The sequence below is a fragment of the Candidatus Thalassolituus haligoni genome, assembly GCF_041222825.1.
GTDB lineage: Bacteria > Pseudomonadota > Gammaproteobacteria > Pseudomonadales > Oceanobacteraceae > Oceanobacter > Oceanobacter antarcticus.
Map to the genome: position 1 here is coordinate 12,740 of NZ_CP139482.1, position 25,588 is coordinate 38,327.

General features: G+C 57.1%; 25 protein-coding genes. 3 read left to right on the forward strand and 22 right to left on the reverse strand.

Annotation, left to right across the window (positions count from 1 at the left end; translation table 11 throughout):
- Positions 1-8: 8 nt before the first annotated feature.
- Positions 9-269: a phosphopantetheine-binding protein gene (locus SOJ49_RS00060; protein WP_369856203.1), complete on the reverse strand. Its 261-nt coding sequence runs from the start codon at positions 267-269 to the stop codon at positions 9-11.
- Positions 270-490: 221 nt separating this feature from the next.
- Here SOJ49_RS00060 and SOJ49_RS00065 point away from each other — a divergent pair, with 221 nt between their 5' ends.
- Positions 491-1,729 (forward strand): NAD(P)/FAD-dependent oxidoreductase, encoded by a 1,239-nt coding sequence (locus SOJ49_RS00065; protein WP_369856204.1) that lies wholly within the window; start codon positions 491-493, stop codon positions 1,727-1,729.
- 46 nt (positions 1,730-1,775) lie between these two features.
- Here the strand turns inward: SOJ49_RS00065 and SOJ49_RS00070 are convergent, their stop codons facing one another.
- The 15 genes from SOJ49_RS00070 to SOJ49_RS00140 are packed head-to-tail and all read right to left on the reverse strand — an operon-like array spanning position 1,776 to position 15,016.
- Positions 1,776-2,999 carry a beta-ketoacyl-ACP synthase gene (locus tag SOJ49_RS00070; RefSeq protein ID WP_369856205.1) on the reverse strand — a complete coding sequence of 408 codons (1,224 nt, stop codon included), beginning with the start codon at positions 2,997-2,999 and terminating at the stop codon, positions 1,776-1,778.
- Positions 2,999-3,730, reverse strand: a complete 732-nt coding sequence (fabG, locus tag SOJ49_RS00075; RefSeq protein ID WP_369856206.1) for a 3-oxoacyl-ACP reductase FabG — start codon at positions 3,728-3,730, stop codon at positions 2,999-3,001. The genes SOJ49_RS00070 and fabG overlap by 1 nt, the downstream gene beginning before the upstream one ends.
- Positions 3,723-4,199: a hypothetical protein gene (locus SOJ49_RS00080; protein ID WP_369856207.1), complete on the reverse strand. Its 477-nt coding sequence runs from the start codon at positions 4,197-4,199 to the stop codon at positions 3,723-3,725. Before SOJ49_RS00080 ends, fabG begins: the two co-directional genes overlap by 8 nt.
- The gene (locus tag SOJ49_RS00085; RefSeq protein ID WP_369856208.1) at positions 4,189-5,376 is read right to left on the reverse strand and encodes a beta-ketoacyl-ACP synthase; all 1,188 of its coding nucleotides are present in this window, start codon (positions 5,374-5,376) and stop codon (positions 4,189-4,191) included. Before SOJ49_RS00085 ends, SOJ49_RS00080 begins: the two co-directional genes overlap by 11 nt.
- Before the next feature lie 2 nt (positions 5,377-5,378).
- Positions 5,379-5,972, reverse strand: coding sequence for a DUF3261 domain-containing protein (locus SOJ49_RS00090; RefSeq protein ID WP_369856209.1), 594 nt, complete (start codon positions 5,970-5,972; stop codon positions 5,379-5,381).
- Complete coding sequence (locus SOJ49_RS00095) at positions 5,965-8,370, reverse strand: MMPL family transporter (RefSeq protein WP_369856210.1); 2,406 nt, start codon at positions 8,368-8,370, stop codon at positions 5,965-5,967. The genes SOJ49_RS00090 and SOJ49_RS00095 overlap by 8 nt, the downstream gene beginning before the upstream one ends.
- Positions 8,351-8,950 (reverse strand): outer membrane lipoprotein carrier protein LolA, encoded by a 600-nt coding sequence (locus tag SOJ49_RS00100; protein WP_369856211.1) that lies wholly within the window; start codon positions 8,948-8,950, stop codon positions 8,351-8,353. The genes SOJ49_RS00095 and SOJ49_RS00100 overlap by 20 nt, the downstream gene beginning before the upstream one ends.
- Positions 8,947-9,354, reverse strand: a complete 408-nt coding sequence (locus SOJ49_RS00105; RefSeq protein WP_369856212.1) for an acyl-CoA thioesterase — start codon at positions 9,352-9,354, stop codon at positions 8,947-8,949. Before SOJ49_RS00105 ends, SOJ49_RS00100 begins: the two co-directional genes overlap by 4 nt.
- The gene (hutH, locus tag SOJ49_RS00110; RefSeq protein ID WP_369856213.1) at positions 9,351-10,889 is read right to left on the reverse strand and encodes a histidine ammonia-lyase; all 1,539 of its coding nucleotides are present in this window, start codon (positions 10,887-10,889) and stop codon (positions 9,351-9,353) included. The genes SOJ49_RS00105 and hutH overlap by 4 nt, the downstream gene beginning before the upstream one ends.
- Before the next feature lie 24 nt (positions 10,890-10,913).
- Positions 10,914-11,747 carry a hypothetical protein gene (locus SOJ49_RS00115; protein WP_369856214.1) on the reverse strand — a complete coding sequence of 278 codons (834 nt, stop codon included), beginning with the start codon at positions 11,745-11,747 and terminating at the stop codon, positions 10,914-10,916.
- Positions 11,748-11,786: 39 nt separating this feature from the next.
- Entirely contained in the window at positions 11,787-12,668 is an 882-nt protein-coding gene (locus SOJ49_RS00120) for an AMP-binding protein (RefSeq protein WP_369856215.1), read from the reverse strand.
- Positions 12,661-13,218, reverse strand: a complete 558-nt coding sequence (locus SOJ49_RS00125; RefSeq protein WP_369856216.1) for a hypothetical protein — start codon at positions 13,216-13,218, stop codon at positions 12,661-12,663. Before SOJ49_RS00125 ends, SOJ49_RS00120 begins: the two co-directional genes overlap by 8 nt.
- 26 nt (positions 13,219-13,244) lie before the next feature.
- Positions 13,245-13,490, reverse strand: a complete 246-nt coding sequence (locus SOJ49_RS00130) for an acyl carrier protein (RefSeq protein ID WP_369856217.1) — start codon at positions 13,488-13,490, stop codon at positions 13,245-13,247.
- 12 nt (positions 13,491-13,502) lie between these two features.
- A complete protein-coding gene (locus SOJ49_RS00135; protein WP_369856218.1) occupies positions 13,503-14,324 on the reverse strand; it encodes a lysophospholipid acyltransferase family protein in 822 nt (273 codons plus the stop codon).
- Positions 14,321-15,016: a beta-ketoacyl synthase chain length factor gene (locus tag SOJ49_RS00140; protein WP_369856219.1), complete on the reverse strand. Its 696-nt coding sequence runs from the start codon at positions 15,014-15,016 to the stop codon at positions 14,321-14,323. The genes SOJ49_RS00135 and SOJ49_RS00140 overlap by 4 nt, the downstream gene beginning before the upstream one ends.
- A 113-nt stretch (positions 15,017-15,129) precedes the next feature.
- Between SOJ49_RS00140 and SOJ49_RS00145 the strand changes: the two genes are divergently transcribed.
- Positions 15,130-15,909: a 4'-phosphopantetheinyl transferase superfamily protein gene (locus SOJ49_RS00145; protein WP_369856220.1), complete on the forward strand. Its 780-nt coding sequence runs from the start codon at positions 15,130-15,132 to the stop codon at positions 15,907-15,909.
- Positions 15,910-16,008: 99 nt separating this feature from the next.
- On the opposite strand, the gene glyS is transcribed toward SOJ49_RS00145, so the two are convergent.
- The 4 genes from glyS to SOJ49_RS00165 form a co-directional block, all read right to left on the reverse strand.
- Positions 16,009-18,087, reverse strand: coding sequence for a glycine--tRNA ligase subunit beta (gene glyS, locus SOJ49_RS00150; RefSeq protein ID WP_369856221.1), 2,079 nt, complete (start codon positions 18,085-18,087; stop codon positions 16,009-16,011).
- Positions 18,087-19,118, reverse strand: coding sequence for a glycine--tRNA ligase subunit alpha (gene glyQ / locus SOJ49_RS00155; protein WP_369856222.1), 1,032 nt, complete (start codon positions 19,116-19,118; stop codon positions 18,087-18,089). The genes glyS and glyQ overlap by 1 nt, the downstream gene beginning before the upstream one ends.
- A gap of 287 nt (positions 19,119-19,405) precedes the next feature.
- Entirely contained in the window at positions 19,406-20,047 is a 642-nt protein-coding gene (locus tag SOJ49_RS00160; protein ID WP_369856223.1) for a sensor histidine kinase, read from the reverse strand.
- Positions 20,044-21,690: a response regulator gene (locus tag SOJ49_RS00165; RefSeq protein WP_369856224.1), complete on the reverse strand. Its 1,647-nt coding sequence runs from the start codon at positions 21,688-21,690 to the stop codon at positions 20,044-20,046. The genes SOJ49_RS00160 and SOJ49_RS00165 overlap by 4 nt, the downstream gene beginning before the upstream one ends.
- Before the next feature lie 136 nt (positions 21,691-21,826).
- Between SOJ49_RS00165 and SOJ49_RS00170 the strand changes: the two genes are divergently transcribed.
- On the forward strand, positions 21,827-22,708 hold the full coding sequence (locus tag SOJ49_RS00170; protein WP_369856225.1) for a lysophospholipid acyltransferase family protein: 882 nt from the start codon (positions 21,827-21,829) through the stop codon (positions 22,706-22,708).
- A 32-nt stretch (positions 22,709-22,740) separates the two neighbouring features.
- On the opposite strand, the gene SOJ49_RS00175 is transcribed toward SOJ49_RS00170, so the two are convergent.
- Both SOJ49_RS00175 and trkA read right to left on the reverse strand, forming a co-directional pair.
- The gene (locus SOJ49_RS00175) at positions 22,741-24,189 is read right to left on the reverse strand and encodes a TrkH family potassium uptake protein (protein ID WP_369856226.1); all 1,449 of its coding nucleotides are present in this window, start codon (positions 24,187-24,189) and stop codon (positions 22,741-22,743) included.
- 25 nt (positions 24,190-24,214) lie between these two features.
- Positions 24,215-25,588 carry a Trk system potassium transporter TrkA gene (gene trkA / locus SOJ49_RS00180; RefSeq protein WP_369856227.1) on the reverse strand — a complete coding sequence of 458 codons (1,374 nt, stop codon included), beginning with the start codon at positions 25,586-25,588 and terminating at the stop codon, positions 24,215-24,217.

The following is a 25,588-nucleotide window of genomic DNA, read 5'->3' on the forward strand; positions in this document are numbered from 1 at the left end:
GCCTCGAATCAGGCTTGGGTTCGGGATTCGACCAATTTCACCAGCGCACTGACAGAGGCAAAGTGCTGACGGTTTTCTTCAGAGTCGTCGGTCAGGGCGATATTGAACTGTTTCTTGATCGCCACACCCAGCTCCAGTGCATCAATCGAATCCAGTCCGAGTCCGTCGCCAAACAGAGGGGCGTCGCTTTCGATTTCATCAGGACTGATGTCTTCCAGATTCAGGGTATCGATGATCAGTTGCTTGATCTGGAGCTCTAAAGTATTCAACGACAGTATCCTTTGCTTGGGCATTTTCGGGGGAATGTAAAAAGGCGGCTATTATCCATTCTCGTCCGGTATTATGCCAGCTGGTCTGGGCTATCGCCGCCCTGACGGGGCATCAGCCCGAGATAGGCGTCATTCGTATTCTGTGGTATTAACGCCGCCTCTGCGCGGATGCCATCGCGGCGTACCCAGGGTAATCAAAATCAGCTATCAAAGGATGAACCATGACGGATCTGGAGCAGTCAGCAGACGTCGTTATTATTGGTGCCGGCCCTGCTGGTGCGGTGGCGGGAGCCCTGCTGAAACGCAAAGGATACCGGGTGGTTATTCTGGAAAAGCAGACGTTCCCACGCTTTTCGATTGGCGAAAGCCTGTTGCCACAGTGTATGGCATTCATCGAGCAGGCCGGTATGTTGGATGCGGTGCGAGCGGCTGGTTTTCAGTATAAAAACGGTGCCGCATTTCGTTACCAGGAGCAGTACAGTTTTTTCGATTTTCGTGAAAAGTTTACCCCAGGCTGGGGCACCACGTTTCAGGTTCAGCGGGGTAATTTCGACAAGATCCTTGCCGATTCAGCGGCTGAGCAGGGAGTAAGCATTCACTATCAGCATGAAATCACAGCGGTCGATAACCGGGACGATGGGGTGACGGTGAGTGGCCTGGATGCCACCGGCAAGCCATTCAGCCTAGAGGGTCGCTTCCTGCTCGATGCCAGCGGTTTTGGCCGGGTGTTACCGCGTTTGCTGGCGCTGGAGTCGCCCTCCGGGTTTCCGCTGCGGCATTCGTTATTTACCCATGTGGTCGACCACATCGGTGATGAGCAACACGACCGCAATAAAATTCTGGTCACCATTCACCCGCAACATCGGGATGTCTGGTATTGGCTGATTCCGTTTGGCAACGGTACTTGTTCATTGGGTGTCGTGGCAGAACCGTCGTTTTTTGAGCGTTATAGCGAACTGAAGCCGGAAGCCCGTTTACGTACTCTGGTGCAGCAAGATCCGGCGCTGAGCCAGCTGCTGGCCAATGCTGAATTTAATCAGCCAGTGCGGGAAATTCATGGCTATGCCGCCAACGTCAGCAGCCTGTGCGGGCCGGGTTACGCCTTGTTGGGTAACGCCGGGGAATTTCTCGATCCAGTGTTTTCGTCCGGTGTGACGATTGCGCTGAAATCCGCCAGCCTGGCGGCTGAGGTGTTGGATCGTCAATTGTCGGGCGACGCGGTGGATTGGCAGCAAGACTACGCCAAACCGCTGAAAAAGGGGGTGGATGTGTTCCGGGTGTTTGTGGAATCCTGGTACGACGGCCGTTTTCAGGATGCCATTTTCTACGACAGTGCCAACGTCAATATTCGCAAAATGATCAGCTCGATTCTGGCCGGTTATGCCTGGGATCAAGCCAATCCGTTTGTCAGTCAGGCGGAACGTCGCCTGAATGCCATCGTGGAGATTTGCCGGGGCTGACACCATCGAGCTGATGTTTGAATGCCCGCTGGTTGGCGTTTCAGAATCAGCGCCAGCGCTTCAGGATCAGTGAGGTATTGATACCACCAAACGCAAAGTTGTTGCTCATGACATGGTCGGTCTCAAGGTGACGCGGCTGCCCCATAATGTAATCCAGATCGGCACAGTCGCTGTCGGGATGAGTCAGGTTGGCGGTGGCGTGAAACCAGCCCTCATTCATCATATGGATGCTGACAATGGCTTCCAGCGCGCCGCAAGCCCCCAGGGTGTGGCCGGTAAAACTCTTGAACGAGCTGATCGGTTTCTTCCCCAGCACCTGAAAGGTGGCCTGGCTTTCCGCCACATCACCACGGTCGGTGGCGGTGCCGTGGGCACTGACATAACCGATATCAGCCGGGGTTAGTCCGGCATCGCGCAGCGACATTTCCATGGCCACTTGCATGGTGGTGGCGTTGGGTTGGGTAATGTGTGCGCCATCCGAATTGGTACCGAAACCAACGATTTCCGCCAGAATGGTGGCTCCCCGTTCAAGGGCAGATTCCAACGTTTCCAGAATCACAATCCCGGCGCCTTCGCCAATCACCAGACCGTCACGATTCTGGTCAAACGGGCGTGGTGCCAGATCCGGGTTGGCATTATTGGTACTGGTGGCAAACAGGGTGTCGAACACCGCTGCCTGAGTGGCGCTGAGTTCTTCACAGCCACCGGCCACCATCATTTGTTGATGGCCATATTTGATGGCTTCGTAGGCATAACCAATGCCCTGGCTGCCGGACGTACAGGCGCTGGAGGTGGTGATGATGCGGCCTTTCAAACCGAAGAACACGCCAATATTCACCGGTGCGGTATGCGGCATCATGCGTACATAAGAGGTGGCGTTCAGACCGTTCACCGAATGGTTAAACAGCATCTGGCCAAATTCCCCAATGGCATCCGGGGTGCCGGAGGACGACCCGACAGCCACTCCCATACGGCCATCCTGAATACGCTCATCATCGAGCAAGCCAGCCTGTTGCAGTGCCAGTTCGGTGGCGCGAGTGGCCATCACCGACATCCGGCCCATGCTGCGTACAGCCTTACGGGTATAGTGTGACGGTTTTTCAAAGTCGTCGACCGGGCCACCCAGGCGGGTATTCAGACCTTCGTATTTGTCCCAGCTTTCGATATAACGGATACCGGTGGTTAAGGCCCTGAGATTGGCAGCAATGGTGTCCCAGTCCTGGCCAATCGGTGAAATGGCCGACATGCCGGTAATCACAACGCGTTTCATCAGCACATACCACCGTTGACAGAAATCACCTGGCGGGTCACATAACCCGCATCCTCAGACATCAGGAAGCTGACCGCAGCCGCCACTTCTTCCGGACGGCCCATACGTCTGGCCGGAATCATTTTCATTGCCTCATCGATATGCACGCCTTCGATCATATCGGTTTCAATCAGGCCAGGGGCAACACAATTGACGGTGATGTTGCGTTTGGCCAGTTCGACCGCCAGCGCCTTGCAGGCACCAATCAGACCGGCTTTGGAAGCGGAATAGTTCACTTGGCCGCGGTTGCCGGTAATACCGGATACCGATGACATGGCCACAATTCGGCCCGGCTTGCGCCGCCGTACCATCGGCATGGTTAACGGCTGCACCACGTTGAAAAAACCATCCAGATTGGTGTGAATCACGGTGTCCCAGTCGTCTTCGGACATGGCTGGAAAGGCATTGTCGCGGGTCAGGCCAGCGTTGCAGACAATACCGTAATAGGTGCCGTGGGCTTCGATATCCGCCAGCAAAATGTCACGGCAGCGACTGCGATCGGCAATATCAAATTGCAGTATCCGTGCCTGGCGGCCGATGGTGAGAATCTGCTGCTGCACCTGTTCCGCTTCGGCGCGATTACTGCGGCAATGCACCACAATATCGAAGCCCTCGCGGGCCAGCCGCAGGGCGATGGCCTTGCCGATGCCACGGCTGGAGCCGGTAATAAATACAGTGCTGGATTCAGACATTGTGTTGTCCTTTGACAGATTCCATAAAATTGCTGACGTCTTGGGGCTGAAATACGTTCAGCCGCGCTTGCTGCTGTTCCTGGTCAAAGCGGATGCTGCAGTCAAATGAGCCCAATCCGCTGCTGTCCTGTAATAAACGTTCCACCTGGATGTGCAGCCGCGCACCCACCGGAAAACAGCTGCAACTGCTGCTGAAGCGGCGGCTGCCCAACAGAAAACCAACCCGTACGGCAGCACCCTCCTGTTTGGCGGCAGTGCCTGCCCAGGCGGCAATGGCCTGGGCCATATACTCAATGCCGACCCAGCCCGGTACGCCGTCGGGGCCACAAAAAGAGGACTGCGGCTGAATCACGACCTCGGCACAGAGGCTGTCGGCGTCATACGCCAGAATACGATCCAGCAGGCTCATTTCGCCGCGATGGGGAACCAGCTCCTCGACGGTGAAGGCAGGGGTCGGATCAATCGCCATAAATACGCTCGAATAACAGGGAAATATTGTTGCCACCAAAAGCAAATGAGTTGCTCAGTGTAAAGACCGGTGGATGATCCAGTTTCAAACCCGCCGTAACGAGGCGGAGCGGCGCCAGTGCCGGATCAGGCACCCCGTCCCAGCGATGCGGCGGTAAACGGCCATCCTGTTGCATCGTCAGCCAGCAGAACGCCGCTTCAATGGCACCGGCAGCCCCCAGCGTATGGCCAGTCAAAGCCTTGGTTGAAGAGGCCGCTACCCGGTCGCCAAACAGGCGGAATACCGCCTGGCTTTCCATGCGGTCATTTTGCTCGGTAGCCGTGCCATGCAGGTTGATATAGGACACCTGTTCGGGATTCAACTGGCGTTGTTGCAGCGCCTGACTCATGGCGGCGATGGCCCCCGCGCCTTGCGGGTGCGGGGCAGAAATATGATGGGCGTCAGATGATTCACCGACCCCCGCCAGAGTCACCGCCGCCGGTTCTTTGCTCATGATAAACAAGGCCGCCCCTTCGCCGATATTGATACCGTCGCGATGGGCACTGAACGGGGCACACACCGCCGTTGCCAGGGATTCCAGTGCCCCAAAACCGTTAAGCGTCATGGCCGCCAGTGAATCAACGCCACCGGCAATCACCAGATCACAGACATCTTGCTGAATCAGGCGGCGGGCGCTGGCCAGCGCCTTGGCACCGGAGGAGCAAGCAGTTGATACTACATAAGTTGGCCCTTTGGCACCGCTCCAGTCCGCCAGCGAAAGTGCCGGGGCAGACATTTCCTGAATGGCATAACGCGTGGCAGTGGCGGGTTGCTGGTGGTTAACCCAGCCTTGCACGGTGCTGAAGGCTTCCGCGATACCACTGGTGCTGCTGCCCAGCACAATGCCAATACGTTCGGCGGCAATGCCTTGGCGCATGGCTGCAAAAGCGACCTGAAGCTGTTGCCAGGCAGACATCAGTAGCTGGTTATTGCGGGACTGGCGCTCGGCTGCAAATTGCGCCAGCGGGGGCAGCTCAGCCTTGACTTGACCTACGTATACCGGTGTCGACATCCATTCATCGGCCAGTGTCAGCGGTTCGGCATCCGGCTGTTGCAGGGTTTGCCAGACCTGCTCGGCACCACGTCCAAGGGAGCAGACGATTCCCAAGTGATTCAAATAAACGGGAATATCCTGCATGACTACTTATCCATTTCCAGAGTGTCAATTCTGATCCGCTGCTGCAGGTCAGGTATCTCGATCAGCAGCGGTGTCCAGAAGCTGTCAGCGGCTTCGGACTGCGCCGTTACCGCCTTGAATTCATACACCAGGTGCGCATCATAATATAAGCGGCGCACACCTGGCAGCGCCTGTAACGACCAGCCGGTTCCGGCCAGGGTGGTACGAATGCTGGCCAGTGGCCAGTAGGCCAGCTGAATCTGCGCCAGTATGGTATGTGCTTGGAGCTGTTGCGGCAGCAGCGGTGAGCGTTTTTCCTCCAGTTGCTGACCGTCGTAACGAACGCGCAGCAACTCCTGCCCGGTGGCCGTCAGCGCCACCAGCACCAGCACACCTTGCTGTACCGACCAGCTGGCCAGCATGGCTTTGGCTGGTTCATCGTCAGCGCTTACCACCTGGGTAAACTGGCCGTTGAAGGGGAAATCGGCCGGTGGTAACAACGGCGGCTGCAAGCGGTCGGGGCGGAACGTCAGCAAGCTGCAGCCAGACAACAGCACCAAACAGGTCAGCGAGAGTAGCGCCAGTGGCTTCAACATCCGCTGCATGAGGTTAGGCATGCTGATCTTCCAGGGTAAATACCGGGGTTAACAACCACACCAGAATGACCCCGCACAGCACGGTTGCGCCAAAATACATCAGCACTGGAGTTTGCGACAGTGCCAGCAAGCCAAAGGCCAGCAAGGTAGTGAGTGCTGACATCGCTACCGCCAGCCAGGTGTAGAGACTGTTACGACTGTTGAGCAGGAAGATGCCGGCATCCATACCAATACCCAGTACCAGCAGCAGCGCCAGCAGGTTAAACAGCGTCAGCTGCATACCCAGCAGCGCCAGCAGATTCAGCGTCAGCACGCTGGCCAGCGCCGGTCCGGCCAGAATACGCCAGGCCGTCAGACGGTAGCGCAGCGCCAGCAAGAGCAGTACGGCGGCATACGCGGCGGCGAGCCACCAGCCCATGTTATGGCGGTAGTGATTCAGCACCTTGCCAATGGCCGCCGGGCGATCCACCAGCTGCAGCCAGTCAGAGCGATGGGCATCTTGCAGCAGTGGTTGCAGCTGCTCGACCAGGTTGGCGGGCACCGTGCCGGAAAAATTCACCACGGCATAAAAGCGCCCGCCGAATTCTCCCAGCCACAAATGCCGGCTGCTGGCACTGAAGGCTGAGGCCAGCCAGTGTTCTGGAGTGATCGGCAGGTTGGCGCGGTTGGCAAAATCCGCCCGCGCAGAACGGCTGATTTCAACGGCCCCCAACTGCTTGGCAAACTGCTCTAGCAGGCCGCCGCTGGCATAGACGGTAGTCACCTGCTGCTGGTAGTCCGCCCGTTGTTGTTGCTGTGATGCCAGTTGCTGGCTGACGCTGTGGTAGTGCAGGCCAGGATTCCGACTGAGCAGTTGCTCAAGCGGGTCACGCAGGGCGTCGCTGTGCTGCAGTAATTGTTCGGCGGAGTCACCGGATAGCAGCAGGTATCTGGCCCACGAAGCACCGCCCGCGAGCTGATTAATACGCTGGTCGTTTTGTAGCAGGCTGACGGGCGAGGTTTGTAACCTAACCAGGCTGTCGTCAAACGCTAATTTGGGCAGCTGCCACAGCGCCAGCAAGGCAAGCAGCGTCAGCAGTATGGCGACTCCGGGTTGATGAATACGGGGCCAATGGCTGCGAATGGCGGCCAGCCGGTGCAGCAACCAGCTCAAATCCGGGTTGGCTGGCATACGTCGGGTCAGCCAGGGCAGCAGCCCCATCACCGTTAGCCAAGCGCCTACCAGCCCGGCGGCGGAAAAGACCGCCATTTGCTGCAAACCGGGAAAGGGGGCTGCGGCCTGTGCCAGGTAGGCCAGGACGCTGGAGAGCATGCCGAGGGTAATGGCACCGGTAACCGGGTCGCGGGCGGCGGCTGTGCCAGGCGTTGGTATTGGTTGCTCCAGCCGATGACAAAGAAAATGTAGCGAATAGTCGATGGCAACGCCGACCAGGCTGGCACCAAACGCCAGGGTGATTATATGCACCCGGTCAAATATCAGCAGGCAGGTGGCCATGGCCAGCAGGCAACCAAACAGCAGTGGCATAAACACCAGCAGCAAATAGGATGGACGCCGGAACACCAGCAGCATCAACAGCACAATCCCCAGCAATGACACCACGCCGATGGTCGAGATTTCATGTTGCGCCTGATTGGCACCGTAGGTGGCATGAACAATCAGACCGGTATAACTGAGGCCATGAATCGTATTGTTCAGCCGCTGGAGCAACTCACTGAGCTGACGCTGGTAACCCATGTCAAACGGGCTGCCATTCAGCTCTGCCAGCACAATCCGGTGCCAGTGCTGGCCCATTGGCGTTGGTTCAACACGGGTGGGCCAGTCGTCTTGCAGGCTGATGCCCTGATTCGGTAAGGCTTGCTCGCGCCAGTGATCCAGCAGTTGCAGTGGATCGTCGACCAGATGCCGGGTCAGCGCGCCTCCCAGCGGTGAGTACAGGCGGCTGATGGCCGCACTCACCAATAGGCTGGGTTCTTGCAACAGGCTGGACTCTTGCACTTGGTGTGATTGTTGCAATTTGGCACGATCGACGGCGGTCAGATGGTAGTAACGCCAGTCGAACAGTTGATCAAGCAGCTGGCTGAGCTGAGTGGCGTCGGTTTTGCCTTCAACGCGGGCAAACAGGCCGGAGTCTTGTAATGCTGTTTGTAATTGCTCCGCTGCGACAAGACTGCTGGCCCGCTCACCGGATACCAGCAGGATCAGCCGTTGTGAGGCATTGCTGGCGATGCGGTTGTTGGCGAAGGATTCAGCAGCACTGTTGTGCTCATCGGGCAGTAACGACAGGATACTGGTATCGAACTGTATGCCACGGTGGAACTGCCAGGCCAGTATCACGATGGCCACGGCCATCAGCAGTAACCAGGCCAGTAACGGTCGGTACGATGCCGGATGCAGTGGCTTATTCAGCTGCGCTGGCATCGCCGCTGACCTCCAGGCGGATTTCGGTCCGGTCGCCTTTTGGCTCGTGCAAGGTCAGACCTTGCAGGTGGGTGGTGCCGGTCATATCGATGCGGGAAAAAAACGACATCAAGACATCGCTTTTGGGGGTCAGCTGTAAATCCCAGCCATTGGTTTCGCTGACCTGGATACCCGTGATGGCAAAGGTGGCTTGCAAGGTGGCCAGATCACCGGCAAAAATCGCCGCCAGCAGGTTGGCTACGGTGGCCGTCTGGGCGCTGTTGGCATCACTTTGCCAGACCACTTCACCACCCTGGGTTTGGGAGATACCGTGCTCGCTGATCATCACTTTGCTGGCTATCGGTTGTTCGATTATCCATTCAAGACCTTGCTGGCGCTGATAGTGGAACTGGCCACTGGAGTGTAATGGGCGCGGCAGAATGGTCAGGTATTTGTCCTGCTCAAACTGGCCCTGCAATTCATCGGTGGGTGTCAGAATACGGGCAAGGTCGGCCTGGCTGAGCGATTGCGCCTGGCTGTGACTGGTGGCGATGGCACCCAGCAGCACCAGGCAGGCCAGCATGCGAGGCGAACGAATCATAAGTGGGCGGTTACCTTGTCGATCATGACCTGAGGAGATTCAAAACACATGGTTTGGGTCGCGATATCGACGGCCACCATGGTGGTGGTGGCTTTGGTCAGGCGTTTGCCACTGGCTTTATTGCGGATTTCATAACCAATCTTGAGGCAGTTGACCCACTCGGTCAGCGTTGCAGTGACCGTGATGGTTTCGTCAAAGCAGGCCGGGCCAGGGTAGCGAATATGCAGGTCGATCACCGGCCAGGCGTAGCCGGAGGCTTTCATTTCGGTGTAGTTGTAGCCGATCTTGTCGAGCAGCGCACAACGGGCAATTTCCAGATACTTGGCGTAATGGCCGTGCCAGACCACGTTCATCATATCGACGTCGTGGAACGGCACCTGAATATCAACGGCAGCACGGATCATGAGCGACTCTCGTACAGCGGCCAGCGCTGTTGTTGCAGGGCGCATACCATGTCGCGCAGTTCCTGTTCCAGTGCGCGGTCTTCCAGCAGCAAGGGACTGACTGAGCGTACGGCATCTATCGTCGCGCTGATACTGGCAGACAGGCTGTCTGTGTTGACCTCTCCAGCCCGAATACGCAATTCCAGCCCCTGTACGGCAGCGATCAAACAGGCTGCCGCCGCTTGCTCGGTCAGCTGTAATACCCGCAGGCAGTCGCGCGCGGCGATGGTGCCCATGCTGACCTTGTCCTGGTTATGGCATTCGGTCGAGCGTGAGAACACGCTGGCCGGCATGGTGTGCTTGAGTGCTTCGGCGGTCCAGGCGGAGACACCAATTTGCACCGCCTTGAAGCCGTGGCTGATGGCCTGGCGTGGGCCTTTCGCACCGGACAGATTGGCAGGCAAACCGTGGTTAAACTTGGTATCGACCAGCATTGCCAATTGACGGTCGAGCAAATCGGCAATATTGGCGACGGCGGTTTTGAGGGTGTCCATCGCCATGGCGATATGGCCACCGTAGAAGTGGCCGCCGTGTAATACCAGCTCGTTGTCGCCGTCAATGATGGGGTTGTCGTTGGCGCTGTTGAGCTCGTTTTCGATCAGGCTGCGGTTCCAGTCCAGAGTCTCGCTTAACACGCCAATCACGTGCGGGGCACAGCGCAGCGAGTAACGGTCTTGCAGGCGATCCGGGTTGCGGGGTGGCGTACCGGCTTCCAGATCGCCCCGTAGCCAGCGGGCGACCTTTTGCGGGCCAGGGTGAGGCTTGGCGCTGAACAGAATGTCATTGTAATGGTGGGCGTTGCCTTTGGCGGCAATGGTCGCCAGCGCGGTAATCCGCGTCGCCACGGCTTCCAGATAACGGGCACGACTGAACGCCTGACAGGCCAGGGCGGTCATGACGGCGGTGCCGTTCATAATCGCCAGACCTTCTTTCGGCCGTAATGTCAGCGGCTGGATAGCCCGTTCGGCAAATACCTCGGCGGTTGGTCGTACTTCGCCCTGATAATAGACTTCACGTTCGCCACAGAGGACTGCCGCTACGTAGGACAACGGCGTCAGGTCGCCGCTGGCACCGACGGAACCTTCTTCCGAAATCAGCGGCACAATGTCATTGTGTAACAGCCGTTCGAGTTGCTCCAGCAGCTCAATGGATACTCCTGAAAAGCCCCGGCACAGGGATGCCAGCCGGGTTGCCAGTACCGCCCGACCGCTTTCAAGCGGCAGTATCGCGCCCATGCCACAGCCGTGAAAGGTGTACAGGTGTCTGGGCAGCTCGGCCACCAGCTCCGGTGGAATCGTGACAGTACAGCTGTCGCCATAACCGGTGGTGACCCCGTAAATTTCACCGTCTTCGGCCAGCAGCCGGTCGAGGAACTGGCTGCCACGCTGGATCCGCTGGCGGAATTCCAGCGCCTGATCCAGCTCGACCGGGCTGTTTTGCCGGGCAATAGCACAGATGTTTTCAATCGTCAGGCGTGAGCCATTAAAGGTAACCATAGTCAGTACGGCCTGTCCTTGTTGTTAAGTCGCAGTCGAGCCAGCAAAGCTGATCACACCACTGGCGTTGATCTTGTCACCCTGACGATAAGCGAAAGCAACATCGCCACTGTCGTCCCGGTTCTTGAGCGACAGGGTCAGGGTAATGTGATCACCAGGCAGGATCGGGTTAACAAATTTGATATTTTTCATACCGCAAAATGCGCCCTGCACTGCCAGATAATGGCGGCCAAAGCGGCTGGCCCAGTCGATCTGGACAACGCCCGGCAGAATCGGATGCCGGGGAAAATGACCAACAAAATATTGCAGGTCGGCCGGTATCTGCAGATCCAGCGTCAGTGCATCGTGGTGCAACCGTTCGGTCAAAATAACCGGCTGGTCGGGGCGGCTGGCAAACAGCTCAAGCAGATCCTGTTGCAGGGTTTTCCCCTGGGAGTTGCATGGCAGCGCCAGCACAATACGCCAGCGCCGTGGCAGCAGCGGTCGCTCAACATGGTCGAGCAGATGATGGCGGAGGGTATCAATCAAGGCCTTGCGACCTTGCGTCTCCAGATAGGCCAGACCTGCAGCAGACAGGCAGATCACTGCCGCCACTTCGACGCGCCGGGATTGCAGCACCAGCGAGCGGGCGGCGCTGATCAGCGGATGGGTAAACAGCTGGTTGTCCATCGCCGTCAGCGACAGGCGCTTGCCTTCGACCTTGACGATCTTGTCGACCCGGCCGATCAGGGTAAAACTCTGATCCGGGCCGATTTCTACCCGGTCGCTGGTGGCGTACCAGTCATCCTGTTGCAGATAAGGCGAGCGAATCTGCAAGCACTGGCTGTCGGCATCGACCCTGACGTCAACGCCGGGCACGGGTGTCCACTGGGTATGTGCCGGATTATGCTGGCGTCGCTAGGCGATACCGCCGGTTTCGGAGCTGCCAAAAATTTCGGCAACATCAACGCCGATCGCAGCATGGGTTGCCAGGCTGGCGCTGGCGGGCAGCGGTGCGCCCGAGCTTAACACCAAGGTGCAATGCTGGCGGATCGGTTGCCAGTCAAAAGCGTCCGGCAAGCGCGACAGATGGGTTGGGCTGCTGACCATAAAACAGTCGCCACAGATCGTAATAGCGGCAGCGACGTCTTCGATAAAGGCACAGGTATGGGTCCACATGGGCAGACCGCTGGCCAGTGGCCATAACAGCCGATAGAGAATGCCGTAGATATGATGATGGCTGACCGTGCCAAGGGCGCAATGGCGCTGCATCAGAGCGCCCCACAAGCCCTCAATAACGGTCACTTCGGCGGCCATCTGGCGCAAGGTTTTGGGAATGGCCTGGGGTTCACCAGAAGAACCGGAGGTGAAAATTTCCAATAATACGGATGAATAATCCAGCGCTTCGGACAAGGCCTGCAGTGGTTGCTGGCCCAAACCAGCAGTGGCTTCCAGCAAGGGTTTGGCGCTGTCGCCAAATTCACCGGCAAAGGCGTCGACCAGGGGGGACAGCGCCGTGCTGGTGCCCGGCGTATTGGCGCCTGGCACGCAGGCAACCAGGCCCCGACTCCAGAGCGCCATCAGAATCGCGCTGAATTCGGCCAGGTCGTTGTGGTACACCGCACAACGGCGGAAGCCGGGCTGTTGTGCCACTACCCGATCAAGTGTCACCTGCCAGTCGGCCACCCGCTGCAGCCAGTCAGCGACGCTGTGTTGGCCATCGGGGCCGGTAAACAGACACTGCCCCGGGTGTGCGGGGAGGTAAAAGCGCTGCTCGAAGCGCAAAAAAGAATCAACCATGTTGTGTCCGTTTTACGTGGCGGCGAACCAGCAGTTCAGCCGCCATGAGTGTTCCCATCAGCAGATAGGAAATCAGTCCGTTATAAAGCGTCCAGATTTCATCGTTGCCATCGACGACTGTCCAGAGGGCGATACTGCCATTGACCAGAAAAAATCCGCACCAGACCTTGGTAACCTGGCGGGTGTAGGCCACCGCGCTGGCGGGCAGCTCGGGGTCTTGCAGGCGCGCCAGACGTTCGACCACGGTTTGCGGGCCACGCAGGCTCCAGCCAAAATACAGCAGCAGATTCAGGCTGATCAGCACCGGATAAAGCTTGAGCCCGAGGTCGGAATCCGCCAGCCAGGTCCAGCCCGCCAACAGCACCAGCATGGCCACCATCATCCAGCGACCAGCGCTGCTGGCTGTTTCGTTGGTCAGGCTGCGGGCGATACCTAGCGTCAGTAATAACAACGCCAGATAACGGCTGCTGAAATACTGCAGGCCAAAATATACCGCTAGCGGATAACAGACCGACAGTACAACCATGCTGATGGTGAAGAACAGCTTCATGCCCAGGCTCGCATCGTCACCATCAGTCAGTGTCCGAACAGGCCTTCAACTGCGTCTACTACGTCACCCACGGTGCGGACGGCCTTGAAGTCTTCCGGATTGATTTTCTTGCCGGTGATGCGTTTCATTTCCACCACCAGGTCGACCGCATCAATGCTGTCGATATCCAGGTCTTCGTAGAGTCTGGCGTCCATGGTGATTGCATCTTGCTGGAGTCCAAACAGCTCACACATAACGCGGGTTATGTGACTGGTAATTTCTTCTCTGTTCATGAAGAGAGCGTCCTACTTTACGTGTTGGAGAGCGGTATTGGCTTGAACTGCTGCTGTAGCCCCGGAGGGCGCAGTGTATACCGCCGCGTTAAAAAAGTGTTCCAGGTCGCAGGTCAGTGCGCGGGCGGCCATGGAGGGATTGTCCGAGTTGATGTACTGGCTGACCGAAAGCAGCGGCTGGACGTCGAGGGTCATACAGACCTTGCGTGGCGGTACCTGATACCATTTGATCTCTTTGGTCAGTGCCACTGGCTCGCAACGGATCAATACCGGGCGGATATCCGTGGCGGTCTTGATGGCGATATTGGCCGCACCGCGTTTCAGTACCACCGGTTGGCCAGCGACAGTACGGGTGCCTTCCGGAAACAGAATCAGGTTATTACCACGGCGGAAGGATTCGCCGGCGGCCTCGATGACCTGCTCCGGTGTACTGTTGGCAATATATCCGGTCAACTTGATGGGCCCCCAGGTAAACGGATTTCGCAGCAGCTTGCCTTTCACCACACAGTCCGCGTTGCGGGCAAAGGCAATCAGGAAAATGGTATCAATCAGAGACGGATGATTCGCCAGAATCAGTTGTCCGGTCTGCTGTAACCACTCGACATTACGGACACGATAAGTCATGACGCCAGTCACCCGCATCAGCACAATAAAGGCATACATGGCGTTGCTGACCAATCGTTTGCCAAGGCACTGGCGCTGTTGGCGGTTGCGTACCAGCAACAGCAGCAAGGGGCTGACCAGCAGCGCAATCAGCACTCCCCCGATGCCAAACATGGCAAAGCAAAACGCCGTTGCCAGGGTGCGCCAAAGGCGGCTCAGCCAAGGCATCATGGTTGCGCCTGCTGGCATTCAATCGCGGCGGAGGCGAGTGGCAAGCAGGATATTTTCCCGCTCAGGAGCGCACAGACATCCGCCAGCTGTGCCAATATTGGACGTGTCTGGCCTGATCCGGCAGTAAAGTCGATACGATAGGAGTGCGCGCCAGGTTGCTCCAGCAACATGGCGATGGCGTAGGGTGCGGGTGGATCCATGCAGCTGCCCTGATACAGCTCGGGCAGTGGCAGATCGTGAACCACACAGAGTACCGTGTCGGTGCCAGAATCGGCCAGCATCATGGCGGCTTCGGTCAGCGCGTTGACGAAGCTATCCGGCCCGGCGGCGATGGCACTGATATTGGATGTATTACCGGTCGCAATCGACAACATGCCACTCACCGCATTGTGTACCGACAGGCTGAAAGCCATGGGAGAGGCCGGTTCACCGGCAATCAATGCGGACAGCAGTTCAATCGAGCGGCGGATTTCCCCGTGACGGCTGCAGAACACCATCGGCATCACCGGCTGGTGCTCAACCAGTGCCGAGCAAACCGACACTACCAGCTTGCCTTGCTCGCCGAGACGCCGACGCATCATTGCAGGAATCAGCCCCAGCGCCAGCGTATCAAGCCGATGCGGTTGCTCATCGGCGGCTTCTGCTGGCATCCAGACTGCCCAATCCCTGATGCTGAAATTGATACCAGACACGGAACACTCTCATCCATATAATTGGCCGCGTATTGTATTGGCCAAACATCGTCAGGCAAGCGCCGTGACTGGCGCAAACCATCCATTCGACTATTTTTTCGACAAATAAGGTCATGACTGCTAACCCCGATTCTGCACCCTGTTGGCTGCTGTTGGCTGAATCATCAGCTATTTCACCTCCTTCCCCCCACGACTGGCTAACGCCATCGGAACAGCGGCGTTTGCAGCAACTGGGGGCTGTACGTCGACAGCAGAGTTTTTTATATGGTCATTACCTGTTGCGGCTGGCTTTGAGTGAATATCTTGGTGGAACACCACTGCAGTGGCAGGTGGAGCAGCGTGACAGCGGTCGCTTGTGGCTCTCGAATGATGGTTATCAACACATCGGTGTGTCGTTGTCACACAGCGGTGACTGGTTTGCCTGTGCAATTGCGGTAGGCCCGGTCGGGGTTGATATCGAACAGATCAAACCCCGAGCAGCGCTGGCCGATATGGTGGAATCGTACGGCTCGCCAGCACTGCAACAGCGCTGGCAGGTACTGCCTGAGGTGCAACGGCTGAGAGAGTGGTATCGCTGGTGGTGCTGTTATGAAAGTGGGGTAAAGCAGCAAGGCCGGGGCATTGATCTGGCGGAGTTTGGCAAGATGAGATTACTGCTTGTCGCGACTGACGGCGGGGAAGCATCAGCAGCCAGTAGGTTGGAGAAAGCTGCGAGTTTTCACCACTCCGGCTCTATCTGCTGGAGCCTGAGGTTTGATCATTTGATGCTGGCGGTGACCACGGCGTCGGCCTGTCGTTTGTTCGCGCCGCGCTGGTTGTCTGGCCGCCAGAAATTGCCTGATCCGGAAGGCACTAGCGCCGATAGCGAGCGTTGGTTATTGATCTTGGAATGACCTGAGACAGATGGGGCGCAAGGCTCAAGCACTATAACGCCCGGACTGGCCGGGCGTTTATTTGGGCAGCACCGCGTGAAAGCGGCGCTAAACAGTGTATCAGCCCTGCAGCAAGCCGATATCGGCGATACCAACAAACATGGCGCGCAGCTGTTTCAACAGCGCCAGCCGGTTGTTTTTAATCGCGTCGTCGTCAGCCATGACCATAACGTTGTCGAAGAACTCGTCCACGACGTTGCGCAGTTGCGACAGTGCATTTAATGCGCCTTGATAGTCGCCTCTGGCCAGTAGTGGCGAGGTCAGGTCGGCGAGGCCGGTCATTTCTTCGAACAGGGCTTTTTCCTGCGCCTGTTGCAGCAGTGCGGCATCAACGCTTGCGGTGACCTGGTCGCCGTTGTTTTTGGCCAGAATATTGGCCACCCGCTTGTTGGCCGCCGCCAGTGCTGCCGCAGATTCCAGCTGGCTGAAGGCGTGTACCGCTTTGACTCGACGGTCGATGTCGAGTGGGTGGGTAATGCCGAGGGCGCGGACAGACTGAAAGACCTCGGCAGGAATATTGGCGTCCTGATACCAGGCGCTGAAGCGATCCAGCAGGTACTCGGTCAGGGTGGCCTTGGTCTCGGCTTTCAGCTCAATGGCCCAGCTGTTATCGAGTGCCCAGTCGAGCAGTTCCGACAGGTCGATGTTGATCTGCTTTTCCACCAGAATGCGCAGCACGCCCAGTGAGGCCCGCCGCAGCGCAAACGGGTCTTTGGAGCCGGTTGGCAACTGGCCAATGCCAAACAGGCCCACCAGTGAATCGAGCCGATCGGCCAGCGCAATGGCGGTGCCAGTGGCGCTGGCTGGCAGTTCATCACCGGCGAAGGCAGGCATGTATTGTTCGATCATGGCCGCTGCGACGTCGGCGTGTTCGCCGTCGTGTTCCGCATAGTATTTACCCGCCAGCCCTTGCAGGTCGGTGAACTCGAACACCATGTTGGAGACCAAGTCGTTTTTGCACAGCCTGGCGGCACGTTCCACCAGTGCGGTATCGGCGTTCATAACGCGGGCTATTTTTTGCCCCAGGGTGGAGATGCGACGAGCCTTGTCGGCAATGGAGCCAAGGGTGTTGACCCAGACGACGTTTTCGAGCTTGGCAAAGCGGCTTTCCAGTGGCTGCTTGCGGTCGGTATCCCAGAAAAATTTGGCATCGGCCAGACGTGGACGAATCACTTTTTCGTTACCGGAAATCACCTGGGCCGGATCTTTCGACTCGATGTTGGCGACGGTGATGAAGTTGTTCAGCAGCTGACCGTCTTTCATCACATGGAAGTATTTCTGGTGTTCTTTCATGGATGACACCAGCGCTTCGGCGGGCACGGTGAGGAAGCTCTCGTCGAAGGAACCAGAGAGCGCTACCGGCCACTCGTTGAGAGCGGTGACTTCTTCCAGCAAATCGTCGCTGATCACCGCTTCGCCGCCAAGTTTTTCACCTGCGGCTTTGACTTGTGTGGCAATCAGCTCGGAGCGTTCGGCAAAGCTGGCCATCACGTAGGCCGCTCGCAAGGCGCTTTCGTACTCAGCCGGTGAGTGAATGGTCACATCACCGGGCGCGTGGAAACGGTGGCCACGGGAGGTATTTCCGGCTTGCAGGGTGAGGACTTCGCCGTCAACCACGTCGTTACCAAACAGCATGACCAACCACTGTACCGGGCGTACGAATTCAACCCGTGAGGCACCCCAACGCATGCGCTTGGGAATGGGCAGTTTGTCGAGGCTGGTCTGGACGATGGCAGGCAGCAGCTCAACGGTGTCTTTACCCAAAATGGTGCGCTGAATCATCAGCTTGCCTGCGTTTTTACCGGCTGATTCAGGCGCGGTTTGCAATTCGCTGGCATCGACTCCGGCACGGGCGGCAAAACCGGCAGCGGCTTTGGTGAGGTTGCCATCGGCATCGTAGGCAATTTTGGCCGGTGGGCCGTAGAGGGTTTCTTGTTGGTCGGCCTGTTTTTCGGCCAGCTCGGCAAGACGTACCGCCATCCGGCGCGGTGCGGCAAATATCTCGACGTCACTGGCGTCCAGTCCGGCGTCTTTCAGGCCACTGACAATGCCATTGGCAAAGGCTTCAGACAGGGTTTTGAGTGCCATTGGCGGCAGTTCTTCGGTACCCAGTTCGACCAGAAAATCACGGGTGCTCATTATTTTTTCTCCTGGGCTTGCTTGGCAGCGGCTTTCTCTGCGGCTTTCGCAGCAGTTTTGGCGGCTTTTTCTGCGGCCTGGGCCTTGTCGTCTTCATATTTGGCCAATACTTCTGCCCGTGGGCCTGCGTCAGCCAACGGGAAACCTTTTTCGGCCCGACTGTTAAAATAGGCATGCGCGACGGCACGGGCCAGAGTACGGACACGCAGGATATAGCCTTGACGCTCGGTGACCGAAATAGCGCCACGGGCATCCAGCATATTGAAGGTGTGCGAGGCTTTTAATACTTGCTCATAGGCGGGCAGCGGCAAGCCAACGTCGATCAGCCGGATACAGTCTTTTTCATACTGGTTAAACGCGGTGAAAAGGAAATCGACATCGGCGTGTTCGAAGTTGTAAGCGGATTGCTCGACTTCGTTCTGGTGGAACACGTCGCCATAGGTCACGGCCTTGCCATCCGGGCCGTAAGTCCAGACCAGGTCGTAAACGGAATCGACTTCTTGCAGGTACATGGCAATGCGTTCGAGGCCGTAGGTGATCTCCCCCGTGACCGGATAACATTCGAGCCCACCGGCCTGCTGGAAGTAGGTGAACTGGGTCACTTCCATCCCGTTGAGCCACACTTCCCAACCCAGACCCCAGGCACCCAGAGTGGGGGATTCCCAGTTGTCTTCGACAAAGCGGATGTCATGCACCAGCGGGTCAATCCCCAGCGCCTTGAGGGAATCCAGGTATTTTTCCTGAAAGTCAGCCGGGTTGGGCTTCATCACCACCTGAAACTGGTAGTAGTGCTGCAGACGATTGGGGTTTTCACCATAACGGCCATCGGTGGGACGACGGCTGGGCTGGACGTAGGCCGAGTTCCAGTTTTCCGGGCCAATGGCGCGCAGAAAGGTGTGTACATGGAAAGTACCGGCACCGACTTCGAGATCCAGTGGCTGGTTGATAACACAGCCCTGATCGGACCAGTATTCTTGCAGGGTGGCAATCAGACCCTGAAAGGTTTTGACGTTATGACGACTCTGGCTCACAGCAATAACCCTTTGGCGGTTCGATCTGCCCGCTTAGATCAGGCAAAAATAGAAAGACGCAGGATTATAGCAGCCGTCAAGGGGGATAACAGGGGGCAGGGGGTGTTGAGCGTCACTTGATGGCGAGTATCGGTGCGCCTGCGCCGGGCAGACCTGCGCTGCCCGGATTGTGTTTGGGGGCGTTCTCAATGATTAAACCGGGTCTGCTGAGAGCCAGTTGGTTTCAGAACAAGGCATGAGGAGTGCGGTTTAGCGAGTTAAATAATTGAGAACGCCCCTAAACGCCCCTAATAATGCGGTAAGTAAATGCTGACGTCAGCGCCCCCCTTGGGCAGGTTGCCACAGCGGATGCGGCCATGGCTGTCGCCAAAGACGTGGTGCCGGGCGATTTCTTCAACCAGGTAAAGACCCAGGCCACTGCCGCCGTTTTTGGTGGTGATCTGTTCGCCGTTGAGCACGCTCTGGTCGAATCCGTGGCCGTTGTCTTCGACTCGAAAGATCAGGCTGTCATTGTCAATGGCGGCGCTGAGGCGAATGCGGGTCGAACCCGCCTGGGCGCTGTTGGTAATCAGGGTGACCAGTGCCATATGAATCAGGTCTTCGCTGTAAAACCCCTGAATGGCTTCGTCGATGTTGTTCTCGAAACGGATGTTGGGGAACTGCAACTGGGTCGATTCGATGGCGTCAAGGGCGGTATCGTGGGGCCAGGCATCGTCGAGCGGGAAATCGCGTTCTTTTTCCATCCGAAACAGCGTCATCATCTGGATGGCATCGTTTTGCAGGCGATTGGTATTTTGCATAATCGGTTTCAGATAGGCGTGGTAGCGCTCAGGAATGTGAGTCAGGGCTTCCTGTTCACAGGCCAGCAAGGTTTGTAGCTGGTTTTTGAGGTCGTGGATGACCGCACCGACCATGTAATCAAATTTCATGAAGCTGGCTCCTGGAGCAAGCGGGTAAAGTTGTTCTTCAGGCGCTGGAAGCGCTCAAATCGTTCATCGGTATGACCAACGGTACCAATACGCTGAAACAGTGGCCGACATTGAAACAACAGTTGGCGGCGCTGATCTTGCGAGCAAGGGCTGTGATTGATCAGGCTGACCCGTACCTGAATGGCGTTCAGCAAGACGCTGACTCCGGCTTCGCTGTAGTCGGCGGCTTCATCAAACGCTTTCATGGCACGCATGTACTCGCCCTGTTCATACAGGCTGACGCCTTCGGCGTTGACCTGGTCACTGTGCTGGCGGATAGCGGCTTCATTCAAGGTATTGGCCTGCTGCTCAACCCGTGCTTGCTGGGCAGCGCTGAGAGTCATGCCCTTGACGGTACGGAGCAGGTCTTCGGCCCGTACATGTTCGCCGCACTGAATCATGGTTGAGGTCAGCGACAAGGCATCGTCGGCATCGGGTACTTCCATCTCCCGGAACAGGTGTTCTGCTGCATTCAGCCGCAGTAAGCCACGTTCCAGCAAGCCCATTGCATGGCAGATACGCGCTTGGGCCAGCACTCCGGCGTATTTTAAAGCGATGCTTTGGCTGAAGTCCTGTTGCAGATCCGTCAGTACACGCTGCACTTTATCGCCGAGGCGCTTGTATGTCACCTTGTCTGATTCGATTAATGGCAGGGCGGCATCGGCGTAGTTGAGATAGGCATCGATACTTTTGTAGCAGGAATGGCGTCCCAGTCGCACCGCTTGTTCAAAGGCGCTGGCGGCGACTTGCCACTCCTGGTTTTGCAGTGCCAGCTGTCCGAGTTCACGCTGTCGCAATACCGCTCTGGGAGAAATCTCGACCGCTTTGACCAATAATTTCTGCGCATAGACCTGGTCGCCCAGCGAGAGGTAGATACGGGCCATCCAGTCGTAGCATTGCACATGCCGGGGTTGGCGTCGGAGGGTTTCTTTCAGGAGCGCCAGGGCGCTGAGGGAATCTCCCAGTTTGTGCATACAAATGGCCTGACCCAGCCGCGCCCAGGAGTGAAAATGCTGGTTTAACACCATGGAGTAGACCCGAATGGCGTTGTTGTATTCTTCCTGATGGATGTACAACGGCCCCAGCCCTCGTGAGACCAATGTCATCATTCGTGGTTGTGATGCGATCAGGCGTTCTGCTTCAGCAATGGCTTCCTGGGTTTTTCCGGCATCCATCAATTGATGCATGCTGGCCATGATGCGACGCCCCTGCATGATGCGGCCAAGCCGCTGACTGAGGGATTTTAGGGTGATGGGTTTGGTGATGTAGGAATCCGGCTCATATTCCAGTGCCCCCATGACCATATCCGAGGCATTTTCTCCGGTCACCATGATGAAAATTGAACGCGCCCGCAGACGTTTGGTGTAACGGGCTTCTTCCAGCACTTGTTGGCCGTCCTTGCCCCTGCCCAGATTATAATCAGAGAGCACCAGATCGTAATCGGTGTCGTTGATCATCATGATGGCCTGATCACCGTCGACTGCGGTATCGATTCTCTCTGCCCCCAGCTCGGTCAACATGCGTTTCATGATACTGCGCGAATCCACCAGATCATCAATGACCAGAATACGCTGATTGCTGAGGTTAAGATTAGAAGACGACATGCAACACCCTGTAGTTGATTTAAAGAGTGTAGCAAAGGCTGGCTGCTATAAGACTTGCCTGTAAAAGTACAGGTCGTACACTGCGGTTTTCAATTTCTATCAGTGAGGATCCGTGAAACAGATTGCCGGATATTTGATGATTGTCCTTGTCCGCTTGTTGGGGCTGTTATCGCTGGGGATGGCGCAACGTATTGGCCGGATTCTGGGCTGGTCGCTATGGATCCGGCGGACACGGGCGCGAGAAGTTGCGCGGGTTAATCTGGCGCTGACATACCCGCACCTGAGTGAGCAGGAGCGGAATCAGATGCTCCGGAATACCTTGAGACACAACGGTATGGTGGGCACCGAAATGGGGGTGTTCTGGGGTAAGGAGATCACCGATGTGCTTGGGCTGATACGGCAAGTGCACAATCCGCAGCTATTGGACGAAGCGTTGGCCGATACTCGTGGCTTGTTGATTCTGGCACCGCATATCGGTAACTGGGAGCAGTTAAATACCTATCTCAGTGACCGTTGTCGGCTCACCATTATGTTCAAGCCAGCAAAAAACCCCTATTTTGATGCCTGGATGCGCAGGCGTCGGGAAAAAAGCGGAGCGGTTCTGGTGCCGACCACCGCCGGTGGCGTCAGATCTCTGTTCAAGACCTTGCAAAAAGGCGGCGTCGCAGGTTTTTTACCGGATCAGGAGCCGCAGCGTCGCAGTGGTGTGATGGTTCCCTTTATGGGTGTGCCGACGCTGACGCCGCGTATGCCCTACGAGTTGTTGCAGCGTACCGGTGCCAGGGCCGTGATGGCGTATGCACTGCGGCGACCGGATGCCAGCGGCTTTGATATCCACTTTATTGAACCGGACGCCGAGATTTACAGCGACAATGCTGAAGCCGCCTGTGCGGCACTGAATCGCAGTGTTGAGCAGGTGGTTGCCGCTGCCCCGGAGCAATACCAGTGGACTTACAAGCGTTTCAAACGTCAGCCGGACGGCATTCCCAGCCCGTATGCGGCTGCCAGAGTCCCTTGATTGGGTGCCGGGCAGCCGGGCGAGGGTAATGATCAGCCGCGCCAGAACGCGGGGCTGATCAGCACCAGCAAGGTGAAAATTTCCAGTCGTCCGAGCAGCATGGTCAGGGCACAAATCCACTTTGCGGCATCGCTGATATCACCGTAGTGAGTGGCGACCTCGCCCAGCCCCGGCCCAAGGTTGTTAAGACAGGCACCGACAGCAGAGAAAGCCGTCACATGGTCAAGTCCGGTTGCCAGTAACAACAGCATCATCACCATGTAGGTCATCACGTACAGGGCAAAAAATCCCCATACCGCTTCCAGTACCCGCTCAGGAACCGGTTGGCGGCCAATCTTGACCGGAATCACGGCGTTGGGGTGAATCAGGCGATTAATTTCACGATTGCCCTGCTTGAAAATCAGCAGCACCCGAATCACCTTCATGCCACCGCCGGTTGATCCGGCACAGCCGCCAATAAACGCCATCATAAACAGCAGCACCGGCAGGAAGATCGGCCAGACGGAAAAGTCGGCGGTAGCGAAGCCAGTCGTCGTGGCGACCGAGACGGTTTCGAAAATGCCGTAACGAATGGCCTCTGGCAGCTCGTAGGTATTGGTCAGCCAAAGCGCCGGAATGGTCAGGCCAATACCGCCCGCCATCACGGCAAAAAAGAACTTCAGTTCGGAGTCGCGGAGAAAATGGGTCAGCGAATGATAGCGCCAGGCATAAAAATGCAGGGCAAAATTGAGTGATGAAATCAGCATGAAAAATACCGCAATCATCTCAATCGTGGCGCTGTCGAAGTAGCCCATGGAGGCGTCGTGGGTCGAAAAGCCACCAATCGCAACCGTGGCGAAACTGTGACCAATGGCATCAAAGGGCGTCATGCCCGCGAGCCAGTAACCCAGTGCACAGGCGATGGTCAGACTGAGGTAAATATACCAAAGCGCCTTGGCTGTTTCGGTAATACGCGGAGTCAGTTTCGAGTCTTTTAACGGCCCTGGGGTTTCAGCCCGGAATAGCTGCATGCCACCAATGCCGAGCATCGGCAGCACCGCCACCGCCAGCACGATAATTCCCATACCGCCCAGCCACTGCAGCTGCTGGCGATACCAGAGAATGCTTTTCGGCAGTTCATCCAGTCCGGTCATAATGGTGGCCCCGGTGGTGGTCCAGCCAGACAGCGATTCAAAAAAGGCGTCGGTAAAGCTCAGCCCCGGATTTTCCGACAACATAAACGGAAACGAGCCCGACAGCGCCAGCACAATCCAGAACAGCACGGTAATGACAAATCCGTCCCGTGTGCGCAGGTCATGATGAACATGCCGTACTGGCAACCAGCACAGGAAGCCCAGGCCGAAGGTGAGACCCAGAGCGCTGATAAAAGCTTGCAGCGCGTCGTCGTGAAACCATATAGAGACCAGGATGGGGGGCAGCATGGTCAGGCTGAACAACATCAGAAAGATACCCAGTACCCGCGCAATCACGGAGATATGCATAATCCGGTTCGCCTTACATCTGTTATTAGAAGAAACCCAGGCCAACCTGGAACAGTCGTTCCACATCGGCAATATGACGTTTGTCCATCACGAACAGGATGACGTGATCATCGGACTCCACGACTACTTCCGAGGTCGCCATAATTACTTCTTCACCACGCACGATGGCACCAATGGTGGTGCCTGGTGGCAGCTGGATTTCACGAATGGCCTTACCCACGACCTTGGAAGAGAGGCTGTCGCCATGGGCGATGGCTTCAATGGCTTCGGCGGCACCGCGCCGTAATGAGTGGACGTTGACCACGTCGCCACGCCGGACGTGGGTTAACAGGCTGCCAATGGTGGCCTGCTGGGGAGAGATGGCGACGTCAATGGTGCCGCCCTGCACCAGGTCAACATAGGCGGCCTTGTTGATCAGGGTCATTACCTTGCGGGCACCAAGCCGCTTGGCCAGTAACGACGACATGATATTGACCTCGTCATCGTTGGTGAGGGCGCAGAATACATCGGTATTCTCAATGTTTTCTTCTTCCAGCAGCGCCTTGTCGGTGGCGCTGCCCATCAATACGACGGCGCGGTTGAGGTTTTCGCTGAGAAACCGTGCCCGTGCCCGGTCATGTTCCAGCAGCTTGATGTGGTAATCCTTTTCCAGCGCCCGTGCGAGTCGATAACCAATGTTGCCACCACCGGCAATAATAATGCGCTTGTAGGAATCTTCGCTGCGGCGCAGCTCTGCCATTACTTTTTTGATATGAGCGTTGGCAGCCACAAAGAACACTTCGTCATCGGCTTCGATGACGGTATCACCGGTCGGCTCAATCGCCTTGCCGCGCCGGAATACGGCCGCCACACGGGTATCAACATCGGGCAAATGGCTTTTTAATTGCTGGATCGCCTGACCCACCAGCGGGCCGCCGTAATAGGCTTTGACGGCCACCAGCTGTACCCGCTCGTCGGCAAAATCGAGTACCTGCAAGGCACCGGGGTATTCCAGCAAGCGGCGGATGTAGTTGGTAACCACTTGCTCCGGGGAAATCAGTACGTCAATGGGGAAAGCATCAATGCGGAACAGATCCGGTTGCTTGAGATAAGCGCTGGAGCGAATCCGGCTGATTTTGGTTGGTGTGCGGAACAGCGAGTAGGCCACCTGGCAGGCCACCATATTGGTTTCATCGGAGTTGGTAACGGCCACCAGCATGTCGGCATCGTCAGCCCCGGCTTCGCGCAAAACGTAGGGGTAAGAGCCATGGCCCGCAACGGTCTTGATGTCGATACGATCCTGCAGCTCGCGCAGCCGCACCTGGTCGGTATCGACCACCGTGATGTCATTGTGCTCAACCGCAAGGTTTTCAGCCAGTGTGCCGCCGACCTGGCCAGCCCCCAGAATAATAATTTTCAT

What these genes read in the sequence shown, in the direction of transcription:
- SOJ49_RS00065 (WP_369856204.1), top strand. Translation starts at nt 491, where the DNA reads ATGACGGATCTGGAGCAGTCAGCAGACGTCGTTATTATTGGTGCCGGC.
- SOJ49_RS00070 (WP_369856205.1), bottom strand. Translation starts at nt 2,999, where the DNA reads ATGAAACGCGTTGTGATTACCGGCATGTCGGCCATTTCACCGATTGGC.
- fabG (WP_369856206.1), bottom strand. Translation starts at nt 3,730, where the DNA reads ATGTCTGAATCCAGCACTGTATTTATTACCGGCTCCAGCCGTGGCATC.
- SOJ49_RS00080 (WP_369856207.1), bottom strand. Translation starts at nt 4,199, where the DNA reads ATGGCGATTGATCCGACCCCTGCCTTCACCGTCGAGGAGCTGGTTCCC.
- SOJ49_RS00085 (WP_369856208.1), bottom strand. Translation starts at nt 5,376, where the DNA reads ATGCAGGATATTCCCGTTTATTTGAATCACTTGGGAATCGTCTGCTCC.
- SOJ49_RS00090 (WP_369856209.1), bottom strand. Translation starts at nt 5,972, where the DNA reads ATGCCTAACCTCATGCAGCGGATGTTGAAGCCACTGGCGCTACTCTCG.
- SOJ49_RS00095 (WP_369856210.1), bottom strand. Translation starts at nt 8,370, where the DNA reads ATGCCAGCGCAGCTGAATAAGCCACTGCATCCGGCATCGTACCGACCG.
- SOJ49_RS00100 (WP_369856211.1), bottom strand. Translation starts at nt 8,950, where the DNA reads ATGATTCGTTCGCCTCGCATGCTGGCCTGCCTGGTGCTGCTGGGTGCC.
- SOJ49_RS00105 (WP_369856212.1), bottom strand. Translation starts at nt 9,354, where the DNA reads ATGATCCGTGCTGCCGTTGATATTCAGGTGCCGTTCCACGACGTCGAT.
- hutH (WP_369856213.1), bottom strand. Translation starts at nt 10,889, where the DNA reads ATGGTTACCTTTAATGGCTCACGCCTGACGATTGAAAACATCTGTGCT.
- SOJ49_RS00120 (WP_369856215.1), bottom strand. Translation starts at nt 12,668, where the DNA reads ATGGTTGATTCTTTTTTGCGCTTCGAGCAGCGCTTTTACCTCCCCGCA.
- SOJ49_RS00125 (WP_369856216.1), bottom strand. Translation starts at nt 13,218, where the DNA reads ATGAAGCTGTTCTTCACCATCAGCATGGTTGTACTGTCGGTCTGTTAT.
- SOJ49_RS00130 (WP_369856217.1), bottom strand. Translation starts at nt 13,490, where the DNA reads ATGAACAGAGAAGAAATTACCAGTCACATAACCCGCGTTATGTGTGAG.
- SOJ49_RS00135 (WP_369856218.1), bottom strand. Translation starts at nt 14,324, where the DNA reads ATGATGCCTTGGCTGAGCCGCCTTTGGCGCACCCTGGCAACGGCGTTT.
- SOJ49_RS00145 (WP_369856220.1), top strand. Translation starts at nt 15,130, where the DNA reads ATGACTGCTAACCCCGATTCTGCACCCTGTTGGCTGCTGTTGGCTGAA.
- glyS (WP_369856221.1), bottom strand. Translation starts at nt 18,087, where the DNA reads ATGAGCACCCGTGATTTTCTGGTCGAACTGGGTACCGAAGAACTGCCG.
- SOJ49_RS00160 (WP_369856223.1), bottom strand. Translation starts at nt 20,047, where the DNA reads ATGAAATTTGATTACATGGTCGGTGCGGTCATCCACGACCTCAAAAAC.
- SOJ49_RS00165 (WP_369856224.1), bottom strand. Translation starts at nt 21,690, where the DNA reads ATGTCGTCTTCTAATCTTAACCTCAGCAATCAGCGTATTCTGGTCATT.
- SOJ49_RS00170 (WP_369856225.1), top strand. Translation starts at nt 21,827, where the DNA reads ATGATTGTCCTTGTCCGCTTGTTGGGGCTGTTATCGCTGGGGATGGCG.
- SOJ49_RS00175 (WP_369856226.1), bottom strand. Translation starts at nt 24,189, where the DNA reads ATGCATATCTCCGTGATTGCGCGGGTACTGGGTATCTTTCTGATGTTG.
- trkA (WP_369856227.1), bottom strand. Translation starts at nt 25,588, where the DNA reads ATGAAAATTATTATTCTGGGGGCTGGCCAGGTCGGCGGCACACTGGCT.